At 56.7% G+C, this 19,168-nt stretch carries 13 protein-coding genes; 11 read left to right on the top strand and 2 right to left on the bottom strand.

Features of this window, described 5'->3' with window-relative positions; all coding sequences use genetic code 11:
* Positions 1 to 109 precede the first annotated feature (109 nt).
* Positions 110 to 3,883 carry a methionine synthase gene (gene metH / locus NBV64_RS16420; RefSeq protein ID WP_022983630.1) on the top strand — a complete coding sequence of 1,258 codons (3,774 nt, stop codon included), beginning with the start codon at positions 110 to 112 and terminating at the stop codon, positions 3,881 to 3,883.
* A gap of 1 nt (position 3,884) precedes the next feature.
* Positions 3,885 to 4,724 (top strand): helix-turn-helix transcriptional regulator, encoded by an 840-nt coding sequence (locus NBV64_RS16415; protein ID WP_239054688.1) that lies wholly within the window; start codon positions 3,885 to 3,887, stop codon positions 4,722 to 4,724.
* A 63-nt stretch (positions 4,725 to 4,787) separates the two neighbouring features.
* Here NBV64_RS16415 and NBV64_RS16410 read toward each other — a convergent pair whose 3' ends face one another.
* Positions 4,788 to 6,221, bottom strand: coding sequence for a DHA2 family efflux MFS transporter permease subunit (locus NBV64_RS16410; RefSeq protein ID WP_035270372.1), 1,434 nt, complete (start codon positions 6,219 to 6,221; stop codon positions 4,788 to 4,790).
* Between the two features lie 76 nt (positions 6,222 to 6,297).
* Here NBV64_RS16410 and NBV64_RS16405 point away from each other — a divergent pair, with 76 nt between their 5' ends.
* The 4 genes from NBV64_RS16405 to NBV64_RS16390 all read left to right on the top strand — a co-directional run bounded on the left by NBV64_RS16405 (position 6,298) and on the right by NBV64_RS16390 (position 9,299).
* The gene (locus tag NBV64_RS16405) at positions 6,298 to 6,489 is read left to right on the top strand and encodes a DUF3460 family protein (RefSeq protein ID WP_009458738.1); all 192 of its coding nucleotides are present in this window, start codon (positions 6,298 to 6,300) and stop codon (positions 6,487 to 6,489) included.
* Between the two features lie 45 nt (positions 6,490 to 6,534).
* Positions 6,535 to 7,377: a segregation and condensation protein A gene (locus NBV64_RS16400; RefSeq protein ID WP_009458739.1), complete on the top strand. Its 843-nt coding sequence runs from the start codon at positions 6,535 to 6,537 to the stop codon at positions 7,375 to 7,377.
* 11 nt (positions 7,378 to 7,388) lie between these two features.
* Positions 7,389 to 8,237 (top strand): pantoate--beta-alanine ligase, encoded by an 849-nt coding sequence (gene panC, locus NBV64_RS16395; RefSeq protein WP_009458740.1) that lies wholly within the window; start codon positions 7,389 to 7,391, stop codon positions 8,235 to 8,237.
* 786 nt (positions 8,238 to 9,023) lie between these two features.
* Entirely contained in the window at positions 9,024 to 9,299 is a 276-nt protein-coding gene (locus tag NBV64_RS16390) for a response regulator transcription factor (protein WP_035270375.1), read from the top strand.
* A 1-nt stretch (position 9,300) separates the two neighbouring features.
* Here the strand turns inward: NBV64_RS16390 and NBV64_RS16385 are convergent, their stop codons facing one another.
* Positions 9,301 to 9,939 carry a hypothetical protein gene (locus tag NBV64_RS16385; RefSeq protein ID WP_009458742.1) on the bottom strand — a complete coding sequence of 213 codons (639 nt, stop codon included), beginning with the start codon at positions 9,937 to 9,939 and terminating at the stop codon, positions 9,301 to 9,303.
* A 134-nt stretch (positions 9,940 to 10,073) separates the two neighbouring features.
* On the opposite strand from NBV64_RS16385, the gene coaE reads away from it, so the two are divergent.
* The 5 genes from coaE (at position 10,074) to NBV64_RS16360 (ending at position 19,167) form a co-directional block, all read left to right on the top strand.
* On the top strand, positions 10,074 to 10,676 hold the full coding sequence (gene coaE, locus NBV64_RS16380) for a dephospho-CoA kinase (protein WP_250756156.1): 603 nt from the start codon (positions 10,074 to 10,076) through the stop codon (positions 10,674 to 10,676).
* 50 nt (positions 10,677 to 10,726) lie between these two features.
* On the top strand, positions 10,727 to 11,482 hold the full coding sequence (zapD, locus tag NBV64_RS16375) for a cell division protein ZapD (protein WP_026484449.1): 756 nt from the start codon (positions 10,727 to 10,729) through the stop codon (positions 11,480 to 11,482).
* Positions 11,483 to 11,704: 222 nt separating this feature from the next.
* Entirely contained in the window at positions 11,705 to 12,976 is a 1,272-nt protein-coding gene (locus NBV64_RS16370; RefSeq protein WP_203145432.1) for an efflux RND transporter periplasmic adaptor subunit, read from the top strand.
* Positions 12,977 to 12,979: 3 nt separating this feature from the next.
* Positions 12,980 to 16,066 (top strand): multidrug efflux RND transporter permease subunit, encoded by a 3,087-nt coding sequence (locus NBV64_RS16365; protein WP_026484447.1) that lies wholly within the window; start codon positions 12,980 to 12,982, stop codon positions 16,064 to 16,066.
* The gene (locus NBV64_RS16360) at positions 16,063 to 19,167 is read left to right on the top strand and encodes an efflux RND transporter permease subunit (protein WP_250756155.1); all 3,105 of its coding nucleotides are present in this window, start codon (positions 16,063 to 16,065) and stop codon (positions 19,165 to 19,167) included. Before NBV64_RS16365 ends, NBV64_RS16360 begins: the two co-directional genes overlap by 4 nt.
* Position 19,168: the final 1 nt, after the last annotated feature.

The raw sequence follows: 19,168 nt of genomic DNA, 5'->3' as shown, positions 1-19,168 counted from the left end.
AGGGTGGATTCGCTGTACAAAGCGCTACAATTGTGGCGCCAATCCACCATTCTCGCGGCTCTTGCTGTCAGATGCCGTCAACGTCCCGTTTCGTGTTACGGAGCTTTTAGTGTCCTATCCTGCTTTGCCTTATCCGATCTCTGCCTATACGCGTGGTACCGAGTTTGCGCGCCGTTTGGGGCAGCAAATTCTGATTCTGGATGGTGCAATGGGCACCATGATTCAGCGTTACAAATTGGGCGAGGCCGATTTCCGGGGCGAGCGCTTCGCGAATCACCATAAGGACGTCAAAGGCAATAACGAATTGCTGTCGCTGGTACGCCCTGACATCATTCGTGAAATTCACGAGAAATATCTGTCCGCCGGCGCCGACGTCATCAGCACCAACACGTTTGGTGCGACGGATATTGCCCAGGGTGACTACGATTTGCAGGGCATCAGCTATGACCTGAACCTGGCTTCTGCCCAACTGGCCTGTCAGGCGCGCGATGCCTTCAGTACACCTGAATGGCCGCGTTTTGTGGCTGGTGCCTTGGGCCCGCAGCCCAAGACGGCTTCTATTTCGCCGGATGTGAATGACCCGGCCGCTCGTAACGTCACCTTTGAGCAGCTGCGTGTAGCGTATACGGAGCAGGTTCGAGCCTTGCTGGATGGTGGCGTCGATATTCTGTTGATTGAAACCGTCTTTGACACGTTGAATGCCAAGGCGGCTGTTTTTGCTCTGGAAACGGTCTTTGATGAACGCGGTGAACGCGTTCCGGTGATGGTGTCGGGCACGGTCACGGATGCCTCGGGCCGTATCTTGTCTGGCCAGACCGTGGAGGCCTTCTGGAACTCCATGCGTCATGCCCGTCCTATTACGATTGGCCTGAACTGTGCCTTGGGCGCTGCCTTGATGCGCCCTTACGTGGCCGAGCTGTCCAAGATTTGTGACACCTATGTGTGTGTCTACCCCAACGCCGGTTTGCCCAACCCCATGGCGGAGACCGGCTTTGATGAAACACCTGCCGATACGTCCAGCCTGCTGCAAGAGTTCACGCAAGCCGGTTTGGTGAATATGGTGGGGGGCTGCTGTGGCACGACGCCAGAGCACATTGCCGCCATTGCCGAGCTGTGCCGCAAGCTGCCTCCCCGCATTGTTCCTGAAGTTCCTGTCAAAACCCGTTTGTCGGGTCTGGAACCACTGAATATTGACGAAGAAACCCTGTTTGTGAACGTGGGTGAACGTACCAACGTCACGGGCAGCAAGGCTTTCTTGCGCCTGATTCAGCAAGAAAACTACGAAGAAGCCTTGTCGGTGGCCCGTCAGCAGGTGGAAAACGGTGCACAGATTATCGACATCAATATGGACGAAGGCATGCTGGACTCGGCAGCCTGTATGCATCGTTTCCTGAACATGATTGCCTCCGAGCCGGATATTGCCCGCGTGCCCATCATGATCGACAGCTCCAAGTGGGATGTGATCGAAACCGGTTTGCGTTGCGTTCAAGGCAAGGCCATCGTGAACTCCATTTCCATGAAAGAGGGCATTGAGCCTTTCCTGGAACATGCCCGTCTGTGTCGTAAATACGGTGCCGCCATTGTTGTGATGGCGTTTGACGAGCAAGGTCAGGCCGATAGTTACGAGCGTCGGGTAGAAATTTGCGAACGCGCCTACCGCTTGCTGGTTGATGAGGTTGGCTTCCCGCCAGAGGATATTATTTTCGACCCCAACGTCTTTGCTGTTGCAACCGGCATGGACGAACATGCGACTTACGGTCTGGACTTTATCCGCGGGGTAGGCTGGATTCACAAGAATCTGCCGCATGCACGTTTGTCCGGTGGTATTTCCAACGTCAGTTTCTCCTTCCGTGGCAACGAAGCCATGCGCGAGGCCATCCACACCGTCTTCCTGTACTACGCTATTCAGGAAGGTCTGACCATGGGTATTGTGAATGCCGGTCAGTTGGGTGTGTACGCCGATATTGAACCGCATCTGCGCGACTTGATCGAAGACGTGATCCTGAATCGGGCCGAGCCCAAAGGGAAAACCGATCCGGCGGACGAACGCACCCCCACTGAACGCCTGGTGGAAATGGCCGAGAGCGTCAAAGGCTCCGGCGCCAAGAAAGAGGAAGACCTGAGCTGGCGCGAAACTACGGTTGAGCAGCGTCTGATCCACTCTTTGGTGCATGGCATTACCAGCTTCATCGTGGAAGATACGGAAGAAGTTCGTCAGAAGATTGATGCCCAGGGTGGTCGCCCCATCAGCGTGATTGAAGGTCCTTTGATGGACGGCATGAACGTGGTGGGCGACCTGTTCGGTCAGGGCAAGATGTTCCTGCCGCAGGTGGTGAAATCCGCGCGTGTAATGAAACAGGCCGTGGCCCACCTGATTCCCTTTATCGAAGAAGAAAAGCGCCAGATCGAGGCCGCAGGTGGTGATGTGCGCTCCAAAGGCCGCATGGTGATTGCCACGGTGAAGGGCGACGTCCATGACATTGGCAAGAACATTGTGTCCGTGGTGATGCAGTGCAATAACTTTGAAGTGGTCAATATGGGCGTGATGGTGCCTTGTGCCGAGATCCTCGCCAAGGCCAAAGAAGTGGAGGCCGATATTGTGGGTTTGTCCGGCCTGATCACTCCCAGCCTGGAGGAAATGGCCTATGTCGCTTCCGAGATGCAGCGCGACCCGTACTTCCGTGAGCGCAATATTCCTCTGATGATTGGCGGCGCAACCACCAGCCGCGTGCATACGGCGGTGAAGATCGCCCCGCATTACGACGGCCCGGTTATCTATACTCCGGACGCCAGCCGCTGCGTGGGTGTGGCTACCCAACTGGTGTCGGACAATGTGGAAGAGTTTTTGGCTGAAGTGCGCGAGGAATACGAGCAAGTGCGCCAGCGCCATGCCAATCGTAAAGCCACGCCTTTGATCTCGCTGGAAAAAGCGCGCGAAGACAAGCCTGCCATCGACTGGTCCACCTACGTGCCGCCACGCCCTAAATTCATTGGCCGCCGCACCTTCAAAAACTACGACTTGGCCGATATTGCCCAGTTCATCGATTGGACGCCGTTTTTCCAGACTTGGAGCTTGTTCGGCAAGTATCCGGCCATTCTGGAAGACAAGGTGGTGGGCGAGCAGGCCAAGACGCTGTTTGCCGAAGGGCAGGCCATGTTGAAGAAAGTCATTGAAGGACGCTGGTTGACGGCAAACGGTGTGATTGCGTTCTACCCTGCCAATACCGTCAACGGCGAAGATATCGAGGTCTACTCGGACGAATCACGCAGCGAAGTCCTGTTCACCTGGCGCAACCTGCGCCAGCAAGGCGTCAAGCGTGAAGGCGTGGATAGCAAGTGTCTGGCTGACTACATTGCTCCGAAAGAAAGCGGCGTGGCCGATTACATCGGCATGTTTGCGGTTACTGGCGGGATTGGCGTAGACAAACTGTCCGAGCGCTTCCAGGCTGCCGGCGACGATTACTCGGACTTGATGATCAAGGCACTGGGCGACCGTTTTGCCGAGGGCTTTGCCGAATGTCTGCATGCTCGCGTACGTACCGACTTGTGGGGCTATGTCACCGACGAGCGCCTGTCCAACGAAGAGCTGATCGACGAGAAATACCAGGGCATTCGTCCTGCACCCGGCTATCCGGCCTGCCCGGAACACGTGGTCAAGCACGATATGTTCCGTGTCCTGCAGTGTGAAGACATCGAGATGTTCATCACCGACAGCTACGCCATGATTCCGGCTTCCAGTGTGTCGGGCTTCTACTTCAGCCATCCGCAGTCCAAGTACTTCAACGTGGGCAATATTGGTGAAGACCAGTTGCAAGACTATATCCAGCGCAGTGGTCGTACGGAAGAAGACGTACGCCGCAGCTTGTCGGGCGTATTAGGCTGATATGGGAACGACGGGGCCAGCAGGGGCTAATCCGGGCGGCGCCGAGAGCGCCTCTCAAACCCGGCGTCAGGCTTTGGGACGATTTTTGCGTAATGCACGCGAGCGTATCCAGCCTGTAGACCTGGGGCTGGCCCCCGGTGTGCGCCGTCGCACTCCTGGTTTGCGTCGCGAAGAAGTGGCGCAGCTGTGCGATATCAGCACCACCTGGTACACCTGGATCGAGCAGGGTCGCGACGTTACCGTGTCCCCCACGGTCTGCGCCCGCCTGGCAACGGTCCTGAAACTGGCCCGGGCCGAGCGCCACTATCTGTTTGAACTGGCTGACTGCGCCGATCCCGAGCATTGGCAGGGTGATATTCAACCCTTGCCGCAAGGCTTGAGCGCATGTGTCGATAGCATCTCCGCCCCGGCCTACATTCTGGACCGCAGCTGGAACGTACTGGCTCGAAACGAAGCCTTGTTGGGTTTGTTCGATGGCTGGCCCGACCGTAGCGAGCAGCCCAATCTGCTGCGTTATATCTTCCTGGACCCGGCAGCGCGTGAGCTGGTGGTGGACTGGGAGCAGCGCGCTAGCCGCGTCGTGGCCGAGTTCCGCGCTGACGTAGGCGCCCATGCGGACGAGGCCGATATACAGGCTTTGATCCAGGAGTTGGCGCAGCAAAGCCAGGTATTCGCTTTCTGGTGGGGACGCCAGACCGTGGTGGAGCGGGAGGGCGGCTTGCGGGATTTCCGGCACCCCAGCCAGGGAGTGCGCCGCTTTCAGCAATTTACCTTTCGCCTGGCGATACGGCCGGATTGCAAGCTGGTGATGTTGCTGGAGGATGAGGATAAGCCGGCGTAAGCGCAGCTTGAGCAAGACAGCAGCTTGAGCCGCTGCGTGCCTTGCTCCTTCAGTCTTGCTGGCCTACTTCTTCTGCAAAGACTCACCATCGCTGGCTGACAGTCGGGCAAAAGACAGGCTGGAGATGGCCGTAATAGCACCCAGAATCAGAAAGGCCCAGATCGTATCCTGGGTCTCCACGCTGCTGGCTCCGCGCAATGCCATGCTGACATTCAGCGTTACCGCCGCACATGCTACGCCCAGACTGATAGCCAGTTGCTGCGCCATGGCAGCAAAACTGCTGGCCTGGCTCATGGCCTCAGAATCCAGGTCGGCGTAGGTCAGGGTGTTGACTGCGGTGAACTGCAGGGAGCGGAAAAAACCGCCTGCGGTCAGGACGGCAATCATGAGCCACATGGGCGTGGTGGCCTGGAACATGGCGCACAGGGCGATGAACAGGCCCGTCAGCCAGGCGTTGACGATCAGGACTTTGCGAAAACCGTAACGCCGGATGATGGGTGGGGCCACCAGTTTCATGCCCAAGGCACCAATGGCACCGGTGAAGGTAATCAGGCCTGCTGATAATGCGCTCATGCCAAAGTTGGTTTGCAGCATGATGGCCAAAAGGAAGGGCGCAGCGCCTAGTGAGAAACGACACAGATTGCCGCCCAGCACGGAAATGGCAAAGGTTTTGGTGCGCAGCAGTGACAAATCAATGATTGGGTAGGCAACTTGCCGGGAGTGCCAGACGTACCATGCGCCAGCGACCAGACCGGCCAGTGTCAGCCAGCCCAAGGTATCCCAGCCCAGGGTGCCATGGCCTACGTTCTCGAAGCTGGTTACCAGAGTGGCCAGACAGATGGCGCTCAAGATAAAGCCCAGCCAGTCCAGGGGCGGGCGCTCTGTGGGGTAGTCTTCGCGGATATAGCGCAGCACCAGGGCAATGCCCAGTATGCCAACGGGGATGTTGATCAGGAAAATCCAGTGCCAGCTGGCGTACGTGACTAAAAAACCACCCACGGGCGGGCCGATGATGGGGCCCAGCAAGGCAGGCAAGGTCAGCACCGCCATGGCGCTTAAAAGCTCATCTTTAGGGACGCGCCGCAGTAAGATAATGCGTCCCACCGGCACCATCATGGCTCCGGCCATGCCTTGTATCACGCGGGAAATGATCAGTTGTGACAGGGTCTGGGACAGGGCACATGCAACAGAACTGGCGGTAAAGAGTAGAATGGCGGCCAGGAACACCTTGCGAGCACCAAAGCGGTCTGCAGCCCATCCACTGATTGGAACGAATACCGCCACGGCCAGCAGGTAGCTGGTAATGATGGTATTCATGCGGATGACGCTGGTATCCAGCGACAAGGCCATCGTGGGCAGGGCAGTGGCTACAACCGTAGAGTCCAGCATTTGCATGAATAATGCACATCCCACAATGTAGGGAATAATGCGTATGGCTCGACGCTCTTGAGGGGACATGGTCGCCGGTTTGGCGGCTTCGGTCTGTTCAGATGCCATGCGGCGAACTCTCTGGTGTGCGGTGCAGTAAACTCAAACTTTTCTGTTATCCAATTTATTTAGGCGTACAGGTATTATGGCAAAGAATTTCGAATCCGAAATTACCCAGTTTCTTAAACAGTATAAAGAGCAGAACGCGGATACCGAAGCACGGCAGCGTGAAGGCCGTTATCGTCTGTGGGACAAGCAGATTGACCAGGAACTGCAAGACGGTTACAAGGCTGCTCGCACGCCTCAGAAACCTTACGTGTACTACGAAAACAACTAAATCTGTACACCTGCGCCTGTGACTGAGATCGCACAGCAGACTGTTGTGGATACGCCAGCTCCTCAGCCCGAGGATGTGCTGGCGCGTCTTTATGGTGAGCCGCTGTTTGCGATCCCTCAGGATCTGTATATTCCGCCTGATGCGCTGGAAGTATTTCTGGACGCCTTTGAAGGGCCGCTGGATCTGTTGCTGTATCTGATCCGCAAGCAAAACTTCAATGTGCTGGATATTCCGATGGCCCAGGTCACCGGGCAGTATCTGGCCTATGTGGAGCAGATCCGCGCCACCAATCTGGAGCTGGCGGGGGAGTATCTCTTGATGGCCGCGCTGCTGATCGAGATTAAATCCCGCATGTTGCTGCCAGTGCGGCGCGCTGACACGGGAGAAGAGGTGGATGATCCGCGTGCCGAGCTGGTACGCCGGCTGCTGGAATACGAGCGCATGAAGGAAGGCGCGCGTCGTCTGGACGAGCTACCCTTGATGGGGCGCGACTATCTGCTGGCCAATGCCCAGGCCGAACTGGTTATTGAGGCCATTCCACCGGAAGTGAATGCGGATGATTTGCGCGAGGCCTGGCTGGGCATCTTGAAGCGTGCCAAGCTCAATGCCAGTCACAAGATTACGCGTGAGCAGTTGTCGGTGCGCGATCACATGAGCCAGATTCTGCGACGTTTGCAGCATGTGCGCTTCATGGAGTTTACAGAGCTGTTTAATGAACGCCTGGATCAGGGTGATCCGGCGGCGGTGCTTGTCGTGCATTTTCTGGCGATGCTGGAATTGGCACGAGAGTCACTGCTTGAAATTACACAGGCCGAGCCCTACGCTCCTATTTATTTGCGCCTGACTTATATTCGAGCGCAGGCCGATGGGCCTGATCTTATTCCGTAGCGGAGAATTTTTTGAAAGTCGTCCATAACATCCAAGAACTGCGCGATCAGCTCCAGGGCCAGACACGCGTGGCATTTGTTCCAACCATGGGGAATCTGCATCGAGCTCACCTGGACTTGATGAAGTTGGCTCGTCAGCATGGCGATCCGGTGGTGGCCAGTATTTTTGTGAACCGCCTGCAGTTTGGCCCTAACGAGGATTTTGATCGTTACCCGCGCACTTTGCAGGAAGATGCGGCCAAGATGGAGCAGGAGCGCGATGTGTATGTCTTGTTTGCTCCTTCGGAGCGCGAGATGTACCCCGAGCCACAGAGTTTTCGCGTCAGCCCGCCTGATCATTTGGGCCGTATCCTGGAAGGTCATTTCCGTCCTGACTTCTTTGAAGGCGTGTGTACGGTTGTGTTGAAGCTGTTTTCCTGTGTGCAGCCGCGTGTGGCTGTGTTTGGGAAGAAGGATTATCAGCAGTTGATGGTGGTGCGTCAGATGGTACGCCAGTTCCAGCTGCCGGTAGAGATTCTGGCTCACGAGACGGTGCGGGAAGAGGATGGTTTGGCCATGTCTTCGCGTAATCGCTATTTGAGTCCCGAGGAACGCGCTCAGGCTCCGCAGATTTATTACGCACTGCAGGAAATGAATGAGCGTTTGCAGCAAGGTCAAAGCCGCGAGGAGATTGAGGCTTATGCGACCAAGAAGATGACGGATCTGGGCTGGAAGGTGGACTATATGGCCTTGCGTCGTCAGTCGGATTTGCTGGAACCGACGCCAGAGCAAATTGCAGCTGGCGAACCGTTGGTGGCATTGGCCGCTGCCAAATTGGGCGCGACGCGTTTGATCGACAACCTGGAAATGGTTAAAGCCTGATTTCTTGTGTTGTTTGGTGAGAAAAGCACAGTTTTTACTGTGCTTTTTTTATATCTGCGTGGTTTATTTTTGCAGTCTTTGTCTTTGTCTTTGTCTTTGTCTTTGTCTTTGTCTTTGTCTTTGTCTTTGTCTGGTGCTTTGGTTGGGGTGGTGGCAGTTCAGGCCCCCTCATGCCAGGGAGGGACTCAGTAAGACGCCACTCTGGCGCGCAGCTCTGGGGGGCGGCTGACTACTTGCCGGTGCTGCGCACCGGTGCCCTTGTCGAGAGATAGCTACGGGCGCACCCTGAACTCACCCGGTACTTGGTCCCCCGGACCAAGTACAAGCGTCGGGTTCAAACAGCAGGGTGCTTGCATCCCTGCGCTATCTCCCGCCGGCGGCAAGCAGTCTGAATCGCCGCCCCCCAGAGCTGCGCGTCAGAGTGGCTCATGGCCGTGAATGCTCATCTCTGCTGGCAGTTTATGGGGCCGGGTTTGTTGTGTTGCGTTGTGTTGTGCTGTGGTGAGGTGGGGTGTTTGACCGATCCGGGGGGGGGACCCAGGTGATTGTTGTGTTTCTTGGGGGGGATGAGGCTGTAGCTTTGTCTGCGTTTATCCCCAATTTGAGGCGTAAAAAGATTGTTTTCCGACGCATTGAAAACTGTGTATCTATATTAGTCCTGTGACAAAAACATCCCGTACAAGTTAACAGTCGCGTAGTCCCTGCCTAAAATGACAAACTCTGTCTATGGTTGATTTTTCACATCGCAGGCGGCCTGTTCGCCTGGTACAGATATACGAGACTGACATGGTATTGAATAGTCATTTGCCCGCCTCTGTGCTGTTTGAAAGTCTGACTCCGCGCGAGCGCGACGTGCTGTCTTATATCGCCATCGGCAAGGCGAACAAGGTGATTGCGGCTGAATTGGCGATTTCCCAGCGTACGGTGGAGGCGCATCGGGCACGCGTTTTTCAGAAGTTACGCGTGCGCAATGCGGTTGAATTGACCCGCTTTGTATTTAGCGAGCCGGGCTTGCGCGATGTGCTGCCGCCCAGCCTGGTGGGCAGCCTGTCTATGCCTTAGATTAGCGGCAGGCGGGAGTGGCCTGGCCGTCCAGCTCGCTGATCGGGTCGATGTCGGCTTGGCGAGTCAGGTGGCTCTCCAGCGTAGGGCGTTGCTGGTTAAAGGTGTGAATGCGCAGTACGTTGTTGTTCACAAAGCTCAGATCGGCCAAGGTCGAGTCGTTGTTGGCCAGCAAAGCGATGCGGGTAGGCTGTGTGCCGATAGGTACCCAGCAGCCGCTCATGCGGTGTTCTTCGCCAGCACCCAGCGGGGTGGCACGCAAGCGCCATTGGCCAGCAGGAGCCAGGGTTACGCTGATTTTGTAGGGCTCACATGCGCCGCCTTGTGGTGGGCAGGACAGGGTGCCCAGAAAGGTTTTGGGCTCGGCCAGCTCTGGAACGCTACGGTCGACCATGGCGGCAGGCTGCTGGGCGCGGGCCGGTGTGATGGCGTGCAGGCCTTCCTGGTTACCGAAGCCTAAATTGATTTGCGAGGGGGCACGGGCGGTGCCGCTACCTTGCGCTTGGCGCAGGGCGTCTTTCTGGGTGGAGTCGCGACCCTCGTTGGGGGTAGGCTGAACGGGTGCCTGGGCACATGCTGCCAGCAAAACGACCGAAAGCAAGGTAAGGGAACGCAGGGGGGAAATCTTGGTGAAAGACATGGCGGGCTTCCGTGGACTGGTTGATAGCTGAATTCTACGCTAGACCTGGGGCGGCGGGACAGTATCAGGTCTATTCAGGGTAGGAGGATTGGCGCGGGTACGTTACAGTTTTGTTTTTTATCCGTGGATTGCGCATGCTGACAATTGGGCTGACTGGTGGAATTGGATCGGGCAAAAGCCAGGTGGCCAATTTTTTTGCCTCTTGGGGGGCGGCTGTCGTGGATACGGATGTCATCGCGCATGAGTTGACCTCGCCCGGTGGTCTGGCCATTGAGCCGATTCGCGCTGCCTTTGGGGCACAGGCCTTGGCCGCGGATGGTTCCATGGATCGGGATTGGATGCGGGCCTGTGTATTTGCCGATCCTGATGCCCGTCATCGACTTGAGGCGATCATTCATCCCCTGATTTGGAACGTAACAAAAGCACAGACCTTGAAAGCGCAAGGATGTTATCTTGTTGTGGTTGTACCCTTGCTGGTGGAATCAGGACGATGGCGAGACCGTGTGGACCGGATTTGCGTTGTGGATTGTGATGAAGCGACCCAGATCGAGCGTGTTCAAAAGCGCAACGGGCTGGCAGTGGCCACAATTGAACGTATCATGGCAGCACAGGCGCAACGTCAGCAGCGCCTGGATGTGGCCGACGACGTGGTTCTGAATGATGGGCAGACGACTTTGCCCCTGTTGGAAGAGCGGGCGCGAGCAGTACACCAACGCTGGTGTGCCTTGACTGCCTGACAACACGACGTGTCTGACCCTCCAGTCGACAAAAAAAGGTTTTTAAACGCGTGACTCTATACGAATACCCCTGCAATGAGCGTGTCCGGGCTTTACTGAGAGTCGAATACTTGTTCGATAGGCTGTTTCATTTTTCGGCCAACCAGGATGCGTACTCGCATCAGATCGCTGTAGCGACTTTGTTTGATTTACTGGACATCTCGGATCGAACCGATTTGCGTTCTGCTGTTCTTCAAGACCTTGAGCGTCAGCGCGTGGCGCTGGCTGCGCTGCGTGAACACCCCGGTGTTCAGCTGCAGGCGCTGGACAAGATGATTGAACAAATTGTGCGCGCTTCTGCTGACCTCTCGGCCCAGGGGCGGGTGGGGCAGGGCCTGCGTGAAAATGAATGGTTGGCCAGTTTGCGGGGCCGGGTTGCTGTGCCCGGTGGCACGTCCCAGGTGGACATGCCTTCTTATTATTCCTGGCAACAGCGCCCCGATGCCGATCGTGTCCAGGATTTGCGCCGTTGGTCCGAGTCTTTCCTGCCACTGTATCAAGGTCTGGCCTTGATTTTGCGCTTGCTGCGTCAGTCGGGTGACTCGGCAGACCAACTGGCCCGTGACGGTTCCTATCAAGAAATGCTGGCAGGCAAGACCTTCCAGTTGCTGCGGGTGTGGGTGGACGCCGGTGCGTGCATCTATCCGGAAATGAGCGCTAACCGCTACGTCATCTGGATACGCTTTGTGCAGCAAGATAATCAATTGAAACCGCAGGCCGTGACGGGGGATATCCCCTTCAGGCTGGCCCGTTGCAACTTCGGCTGAAAACGCTGTTCATATAAGGTTCAGACTGCCGCTTTTATACTTGCTGTGCCAGCGTGGTCTAGCAGGGATGCGGTTTTGTCAGCGCTTGTATCTCTTTATCGTTTGAAACTAATTGCTATCGTGTTTTGGCTGCATAATGCGTGTCGCCGTCACGATCGGTAGGGCTTAAACGCTTATTTAGACCGTGCATAGAGACAATCAAGTTTTAGCCGGGGAGTATTCATGTCGGAGTTGAACACAGGCAGAGGTCGGCGGTCCCGATCCTTCTATGTCTGGGTGGTGGTGGGGCTGCTGGTGACAGCAGGCCTCGTTTATTACGCCCTGTCTTCCCCTTCCAGTACGTCCACTCCCATGCGCGGGCCTCGCGGCATGATGGGGGCGACTAAAGTCCCGGTGCAGGTGGCCACGGTCAAGGAAGGCCTGATCGACCAAACGGTCAATGCGATTGCCACGGTTAAACCTTTGCAAACAGTCGCCGTGCGCGGCGAAGTTGATGGTGTGCTCGAACGCATCCACTTCAAGGACGGCCAACGTGTAAAGGCCGGCGATTTGCTGGCCGAGATTGATCCGCGTACCTATCAGGTGCAACTGGATCAGGCGCGTGGCCAATTGGCGCAGAATCAGGCTCAGCTCAAAGGGGCGCAGCAGGAACTGGCCCGCCACCGCGTCCTGTTTCAACAGAATTCTATTGCTCGCCAGGCCTTGGAAACCAAGGAAACGGCCGTTCAGCAACTGCAGGCACAGATCAAATCCAATCAAGCAGAGGTGGCCCGTGCGCAGGTCCAGCTGGATCGCACTCGTATTACGGCGCCTTTGGATGGCCGCCTGGGTTTGCGCAAGCTGGATCAGGGCAATCTGGTGTCTGCCGGTAGTACCGATGGGATTGTCGTCATTACCCAGACGGATCCCATAGGCGTGGAGTTCTCCTTGCCGCAGAATCAATTGAGCAGCCTGCTGGAGGCCATGAAACAAAGCGAATCGCCTTTGCGGGTGTCCCTGATCGACAGCAAGGGTCAGCTCTTGTCGGACAAGGGCCGTTTGCAGGCACTGGATAACCAGATCGACATCAATACCGGCACGCTGAAAGTGAAGGCCGAATTTGATAATGCCGATGAAACCTTGTTTGCTAATCAGTTTGTCAATTCCCGTGTCTTTTTGGGCCAGGAACAAGGCTTGCTGATCCCATCGCACGCTGTGCAACGGGGTTCGGTGGGCACGTATGTGTACACCCTGGATGCCGAGGACAAGGTCCATATCCAGGTGGTGGAATTGGGTACGGCCACGCTGGAATTGACCTTGATTAAAACCGGCCTGAAAGAGGGCGATCGTGTGGTGGTTGAAGGGACTGACCGTTTGCGTGAAGGCTCGGAGGTCGAGGTGATGCAGCAAGATGGTCAGGTCAAGGAAAAGCCTGCGCCCGATGATGCCGCCGACAAGCCAGAGCAAGGCAAACGTCCGGGTGAGGGTCGCCGTCCACGTCCTGCAAGCGAGTAAGCCGTGAGCATGTCGCGTATCTTTATCCTGCGCCCGGTGGCTACCACCTTGGCGATGGTGGCCTTGCTGGTGTCCGGCTTGCTGGCCTATCGCATGTTGCCCGTAGCCGCTTTGCCGCAGGTGGATTACCCCACTATTCAGGTGGTCACGCTCTATCCGGGCGCTAGCCCGGATGTAGTGGCGGCCTTGATCACTTCACCGCTGGAGCGGCGCTTCGGCAGCATGTCGGGCCTGTCGCAGATGATTTCGTCCAGCTCGGGCGGGGCATCGCGCATTACCTTGCAGTTTGATTTGGGCTTGCCCCTGGATGTGGCCGAGCAAGAGGTGCAGGCGGCGATTAATGCCGCCTCCAATATGCTGCCCAATGATTTGCCTGCACCGCCTATCTATAACAAGGTCAATCCGGCTGATACCCCGGTTATTTCTTTGGCGGTGACTTCCCCCAATATGCCCCTGCACGAGGTGCGCGACCTGATTGATGTGCGGGTTGCACAAAAACTCTCGCAGGTGACGGGTGTCGGACTGGTCAGCATTGCGGGTGGTCAGGAACCAGCCATGCGCATTCAGGCTGATCCCAACGCCTTGGCCGTCCGCAATCTGACCTTAAGTCACCTGCGGCAGGCGGTGGTCGCGGCCAACGTGAACCAACCCAAAGGCAATCTGGATGGGCCTCAGCGTTCCACCAGCATCGGTGCCAATGAACAACTGAAAACGGTACAGGATTATGAAAATCTGATCGTCAGCTACAAGGACGGTGCTGCTGTGCGTCTGGGCGAACTGGCCAAGGTGGTGCGGGATGCACAGGATGTGCGTCAGGCCGCCTGGATGGGGACTGTGCCTGCGATCTTGCTGAATATTCAGCGTCAGCCTGGCGCCAACGTCATTGATGTAGTGGACCAGATTCAAAGCCTGCTGCCCGAGATACGCCGTTCCTTGCCGGTCGGTGTGGATGTGGAAGTCGCCACGGACCGCACCCAGACCATTCGGGACTCGGTTGACCATGTGCAAAAGGAAATGATGCTGGCCATTGTGCTGGTGGTGCTGGTGACTTTTGTGTTCCTGCGCACCTGGACGGCTACGCTGATTCCCAGCGTTGTCGTGCCTATCTCCCTGATCGCCACCTTTGCCATCATGCTGATGTGGGGATTCAGTATTAATAACCTGACCCTGATGGCCTTGACGGTTGCCACCGGCTTTGTGGTTGATGATGCGATCGTGATGATCGAGAACATCGCCCGCTATATCGAAAAGGGCGAAACCGCCTTGCAGGCCGCTTTGAAGGGCGCGGCGCAAATTGGCTTTACCCTGCTGTCACTGACCATCTCCCTGATCGCAGTGCTGATTCCGTTGCTGTTCATGAGTGATGTCATCGGCCGTTTGTTCCGTGAGTTTGCCATTACCCTGGCCGTCGCCATCCTGCTGTCCCTGTTCATTTCGCTGACGCTCACGCCCATGATGTGTGCGCGTATGCTCAAGCCCGAGGACGAGCGCCAGTATGGCCGTTTCACGACCTGGTTGGGTGATCAGATGGACCGCATCATTGCGGCTTACGACCGTGGCCTGATTGTGGTGCTGCGCCACCAGACGCTGACCTTGTGGGTAGCTCTGGGCACAGTGGTGTTGACGGGCCTGCTGTACGTGATCGTCCCCAAAGGCTTTTTCCCACAACAGGATACCGGCCTGATTCAGGCGATTACCCAAGGACCGCAAACCGCGTCGTTCCGCGCAATGGGGAATTTGCAGCAGCAAGCCGTTGCGATTGTGCTGGAAGATCCGGATGTGGAAGCCGTCACGTCCTTTATCGGGGTAGATGGCACGAACGCCACCTTGAACAATGGCCGTCTGCAAATTGCTTTGAAGCCCATTGGTTCAGGCCGGGCCAGCGCCAATGAAATCATGGCCAGGCTCGATGAGCGTCTGAAAGATATTCCCGGTTTGTCGGTTTACCAACAGTCCATTCAGGAGCTGACGGTAGACGATCAGATCAGCCGTAATGTGTACCAGATGGCCTTGTCGGACCCGGAAACAGAGGTGCTGACGACCTGGATGCCGCGTTGGCTGGATGCCGTCAATGCCTTGCCGCAGATTAAAGATGCATCCATGAGCCTGCAAAACGATGGCCTGCAAGTGCTGCTGGATATAGACCGGGATGCGGCAGCCCGTGTGGGCGTGACCAAGGCAAATATCGACGATGCACTGTACGACGCGTTCGGACAGCGTTTGATCTCCACGATCTACACGCAGTCTGCCCAGTACCGCGTCGTGCTGGAGGTAAAGGATCAATATCGCCAAGGCCCGCAGGATCTGGAAAATATTCATGTAATGACAGCGGCAGGTACACCTGTGCCGATTACTTCCCTGGCGCGCATTCAGCTGGTTCCCACAACGTTATCGGTAGAGCGCTTGGGACAGTTCCCGTCCGTGAATGTGTCCTTTGACCTGGCTGATGGCTATTCCTTGTCCGACGCCATTGAAGCCATTGAAACCGTGCCCGACCAGATCGGTATGCCATCCTCGGTGGATACCCGCTACCTGGGTGCCGCCAAGGCCTTCCATGCCTCTTTGTCCAGCACGCTGTGGCTGATGTTGGCCGCCGTGCTGACCATGTACATCGTGCTGGGTGTTTTGTACGAAAGCTATATCCACCCCATCACTATTTTGTCGACGCTGCCTTCGGCTGCCATCGGCGCGCTGCTTGCCTTGCTGTTAGCCGGGCGGGATCTGGACATGGTGGGGGTGATCGGGATCATTCTGCTGATTGGTATCGTGAAAAAGAACGCCATCATGATGATCGACTTCGCCCTGGAGGCGCAGCGCGAGCAGGGCATGAAACCGCAAGAGGCCATTCATCAAGCCGCCTTGCTGCGTTTCCGCCCCATTTTGATGACGACTCTGGCGGCCTTGTTCAGTGCCATCCCTTTGATGCTGGCCACCGGCTCTGGCGCAGAGCTGCGTCAACCCTTGGGACTGGTCATGGTGGGCGGTCTCTTGGCTAGCCAAGTGCTGACCCTGTTCACGACTCCCGTGATCTATCTGTTTTTTGACCGCTTTACCCGTAATGGCGCCAAGTCGGTACGCGAGTCGACATGAAACGCTTGTTAGGGCTATTTATCTTCCGGCCAGTGGGCTCCAGCCTGCTGGCACTGGCGATGGTCTTGGTGGGCGCATTGGCCTTGCGGCTCTTGCCCGTGGCGTCTTTGCCGGAAATGGATTTTCCGGTGATTGCGATTTCGGCCAATTTGCCCGGTGCCAGCCCTGAAACCATGGCTTCCAGTGTGGCCACGCCACTGGAGCAGGCTTTAGGTTCTATTGCTGGGGTGTCGGAAATGAGCTCTCGCAGCAGCGAGGGTTCCACCCAGATCATGCTGGTATTTGAGTTGGACCGGGATATTGAAGGGGCTGCACGCGATGTGCAGGCCGCTATCAACCAGGCCCGGCCCATGTTGCCTTCGGGCATGTCCAGCGTGCCCACCTACGAGAAGGTCAACCCGTCGTCCATGCCTATCATGGTGTTGGCCTTGACCTCGCAGACGGCCAACAAGGCCCAGCTGTTTGATATGGCCAGCGGCATTGTGCAGCAGAAGCTCGCTCAGATTCCGGGCGTAGGTTCGGTAGACGTGGGCGGTGGCTCCTTGCCAGCAGTGCGGGTGGGATTGAATCCCAAGGCATTGGCCTCGGCTGGCATTGCGCTGGACGATGTGCGTTCGGTGATCAATAACGCCAACAGTCTGCGTCCTAATGGCTATCTGGAAAGCGAGCAGGGCCAGTGGCAGATCAACTCGGGTAAGCAGTACAACCAGGCACGGTTTTTTGACCCCTTGATTCTGAAGAATCAGGATGGGCAGGTTATCCGTTTGGGGGATGTCGCCAAGGTCGAGGACTCTGTCGAAAACATTCACAGTATGGGTTATTGGAATAACCAGGAAGCGGTGCTGTTGATTGTGCGTCGTCAGGCGGGCGCCAATATTATCGAGACGGTCAATACCATTCGTGAACGCCTGGCTGGTATCGAGGAAATGCTGCCCACCCAGGCGCAATTGACAGTGGCTCAGGATCGTACGCCCAGTATTCGCGCTACGCTGGAAGAGGCCCAACTGACACTGATTATTGCGGTGGCCCTGGTGGTGCTGGTGGTCTTGCTGTTCCTGCGAAACTGGCGCGCTGCTTTAATTCCGGCTATTGCCGTCCCGGCGTCCTTGATCAGTACCTTTGCCTTCATGCATTTGTTCGGCTTTACGTTGAACACCATTTCCCTGATGGCCCTGATTGTCGCTACCGGATTTGTGGTGGATGACGCCATCGTGGTGCTGGAAAGCATTATGCGTTACCTGGAAAAAGGCTTGTCCCCCATGCGGGCAGCCTTGCGCGGGACGCGGGAGGTGGGCTTTACCGTCACGGCCATGAGCTTGTCGCTGGTGGCCGTGTTCATTCCATTGTGGCTGATCGGGGGGCTGGCGGGGCGCTTGTTCATGGAGTTTGCCGTCACCTTGTGTACCGCCGTGCTGGTGTCCCTGGTGATCTCCTTGATGCTGACTCCCATGATGTCATCGCGCCTGCTGCGTCCTGGGCCGCAAGAGCATGAGTCCACCAACCCTGTCAGTCGTTTTTTGGGCTGGATAGGCAGTGTCAGCTGGCGTGGCTACCGTCGTTCATTGGGGTGGGCGCTCAAGCACCATCGACTGATGCTGTTCTCCTTGTTCGTCACAATTGGCCTGAATGTGTACCTCTACGCCGTAGTGCCCAAGGGGCTGTTCCCACAGCAGGATACTGGCCAGTTGATGGGTTTTTTCCGAGTCGACCGGGGGACCTCTTTCCAGTCCATGGTGCCCAAGCTGGAATACTTCCGTTCTATCCTGAATCAGGACCCGGACATTCGTTCGGTGGCCGTGTTTGCCGGTGGCCGCAGTGGCAGCACCTCGTCCTTTATTCTGGTTGAGCTCAAACCTATGGACGAGCGCAAGGCCAGCACGACGGATATTGTGAATCGTCTGCGCGAGCCTTTATCTACCACGCCGGGGGCGCGCATGTTCATGGTGCCGCAGCAGGATATTCCGGTCGGTAGCGGGGGCGGTGGGCGCAGTGGCTCTTACGACTATTCCTTGCTGGGCAGTGATCTGGAGCTGTTGAAAACCTGGTTGCCCAAGGTTCAGCAAGCCATGGCCGAATTGCCAGAGCTGGTGGACGTGGACACTGGCACGGACGATAAGGCAGGCCTGGTCCAGCTGGAAATTGACCGCGATATGGCCACGCGCCTGGGCATTGATATGTCCATGGTGGCGGGGACCTTGAATAACTCCTTTTCCCAGCGTCAGGTTTCCACGATTTTTGGCCGCTTGAACCAGTATTACGTAGTCATGGAAGTGGAGCCGCGTTTTGCGCAGGATCTGGAGTCCCTGAAGGAAATCGAGGTCGTTGCCAAAGACGGCACCCGCGTTCCTTTGTCTGCCTTTACGCGCTTTACGACCGGCACCGCGCCGCGCAGCATTAACCATATGGGTTTGCTGGTGGCCGAGTCTGTGTCCTTCGGTTTGGCCGAAGGCGTCACCCTCAGTCAGGCAACGGCGGCCATTGAGCAGGCCATGGCTCGTATTCAGCTTCCTACACGCGAGATCCAGGCCGGGTTTGAAGGTAATACGGCGCAGATGCTCGATGCCCTGGCCAAGCAACCCATGATGTTCCTGGCCGCCTTGGTGGCTTTGTATATCGTGCTGGGGATGCTGTACGAGAGCTATATGCACCCGCTCACCATTCTGTCCACTTTGCCTTCGGCTGGGATTGGGGCATTGCTGGCCCTGATGATGACCAGTGGCGAGTTCAACCTGATTGCCATGATCGGGGTGTTCTTGCTGATTGGTATCGTCAAGAAGAACGCCATCATGATGGTGGATTACGCCTTGCAAATGGAGCGTGAGCGCGGCATGGGTTCGCGTGAAGCTATTTACGAAGCCTGCCTGGTGCGATTCCGCCCCATCATGATGACGACCTTGTCCGCCATTTTTGGTGCTATTCCTTTGATTCTGGCCTCCGGGCCGGGCGTGGAAATGCGCCAGCCCTTGGGCGTCACCATTGTGGGTGGTTTGGTGCTCAGTCAAATCCTGACCTTGTACACCACGCCGGTGGTTTATCTTTATCTGGATCGTTTGCGCCATCGCTTCATGCGCCGCAAGAACCAGACAACTTTGAATATATAAG

Origin of the sequence: Alcaligenes sp. DN25, from assembly GCF_023674485.1 — a bacterium.
Classification (GTDB): Bacteria; Pseudomonadota; Gammaproteobacteria; order Burkholderiales; family Burkholderiaceae_B; genus Alcaligenes; species Alcaligenes phenolicus.
The sequence above is the reverse complement of the archived record's forward strand: the minus strand, read 5'-3'. Positions and strand labels throughout refer to the sequence as shown.

Bases quoted from the DNA above. Each gene is read 5' to 3' on its own strand.
- NBV64_RS16415 (WP_239054688.1), top strand. From the start codon at position 3,885: ATGGGAACGACGGGGCCAGCAGGGGCTAATCCGGGCGGCGCCGAGAGC.
- NBV64_RS16410 (WP_035270372.1), bottom strand. From the start codon at position 6,221: ATGGCATCTGAACAGACCGAAGCCGCCAAACCGGCGACCATGTCCCCT.
- NBV64_RS16405 (WP_009458738.1), top strand. From the start codon at position 6,298: ATGGCAAAGAATTTCGAATCCGAAATTACCCAGTTTCTTAAACAGTAT.
- NBV64_RS16390 (WP_035270375.1), top strand. From the start codon at position 9,024: ATGGTATTGAATAGTCATTTGCCCGCCTCTGTGCTGTTTGAAAGTCTG.
- NBV64_RS16385 (WP_009458742.1), bottom strand. From the start codon at position 9,939: ATGTCTTTCACCAAGATTTCCCCCCTGCGTTCCCTTACCTTGCTTTCG.
- coaE (WP_250756156.1), top strand. From the start codon at position 10,074: ATGCTGACAATTGGGCTGACTGGTGGAATTGGATCGGGCAAAAGCCAG.
- NBV64_RS16370 (WP_203145432.1), top strand. From the start codon at position 11,705: ATGTCGGAGTTGAACACAGGCAGAGGTCGGCGGTCCCGATCCTTCTAT.
- NBV64_RS16360 (WP_250756155.1), top strand. From the start codon at position 16,063: ATGAAACGCTTGTTAGGGCTATTTATCTTCCGGCCAGTGGGCTCCAGC.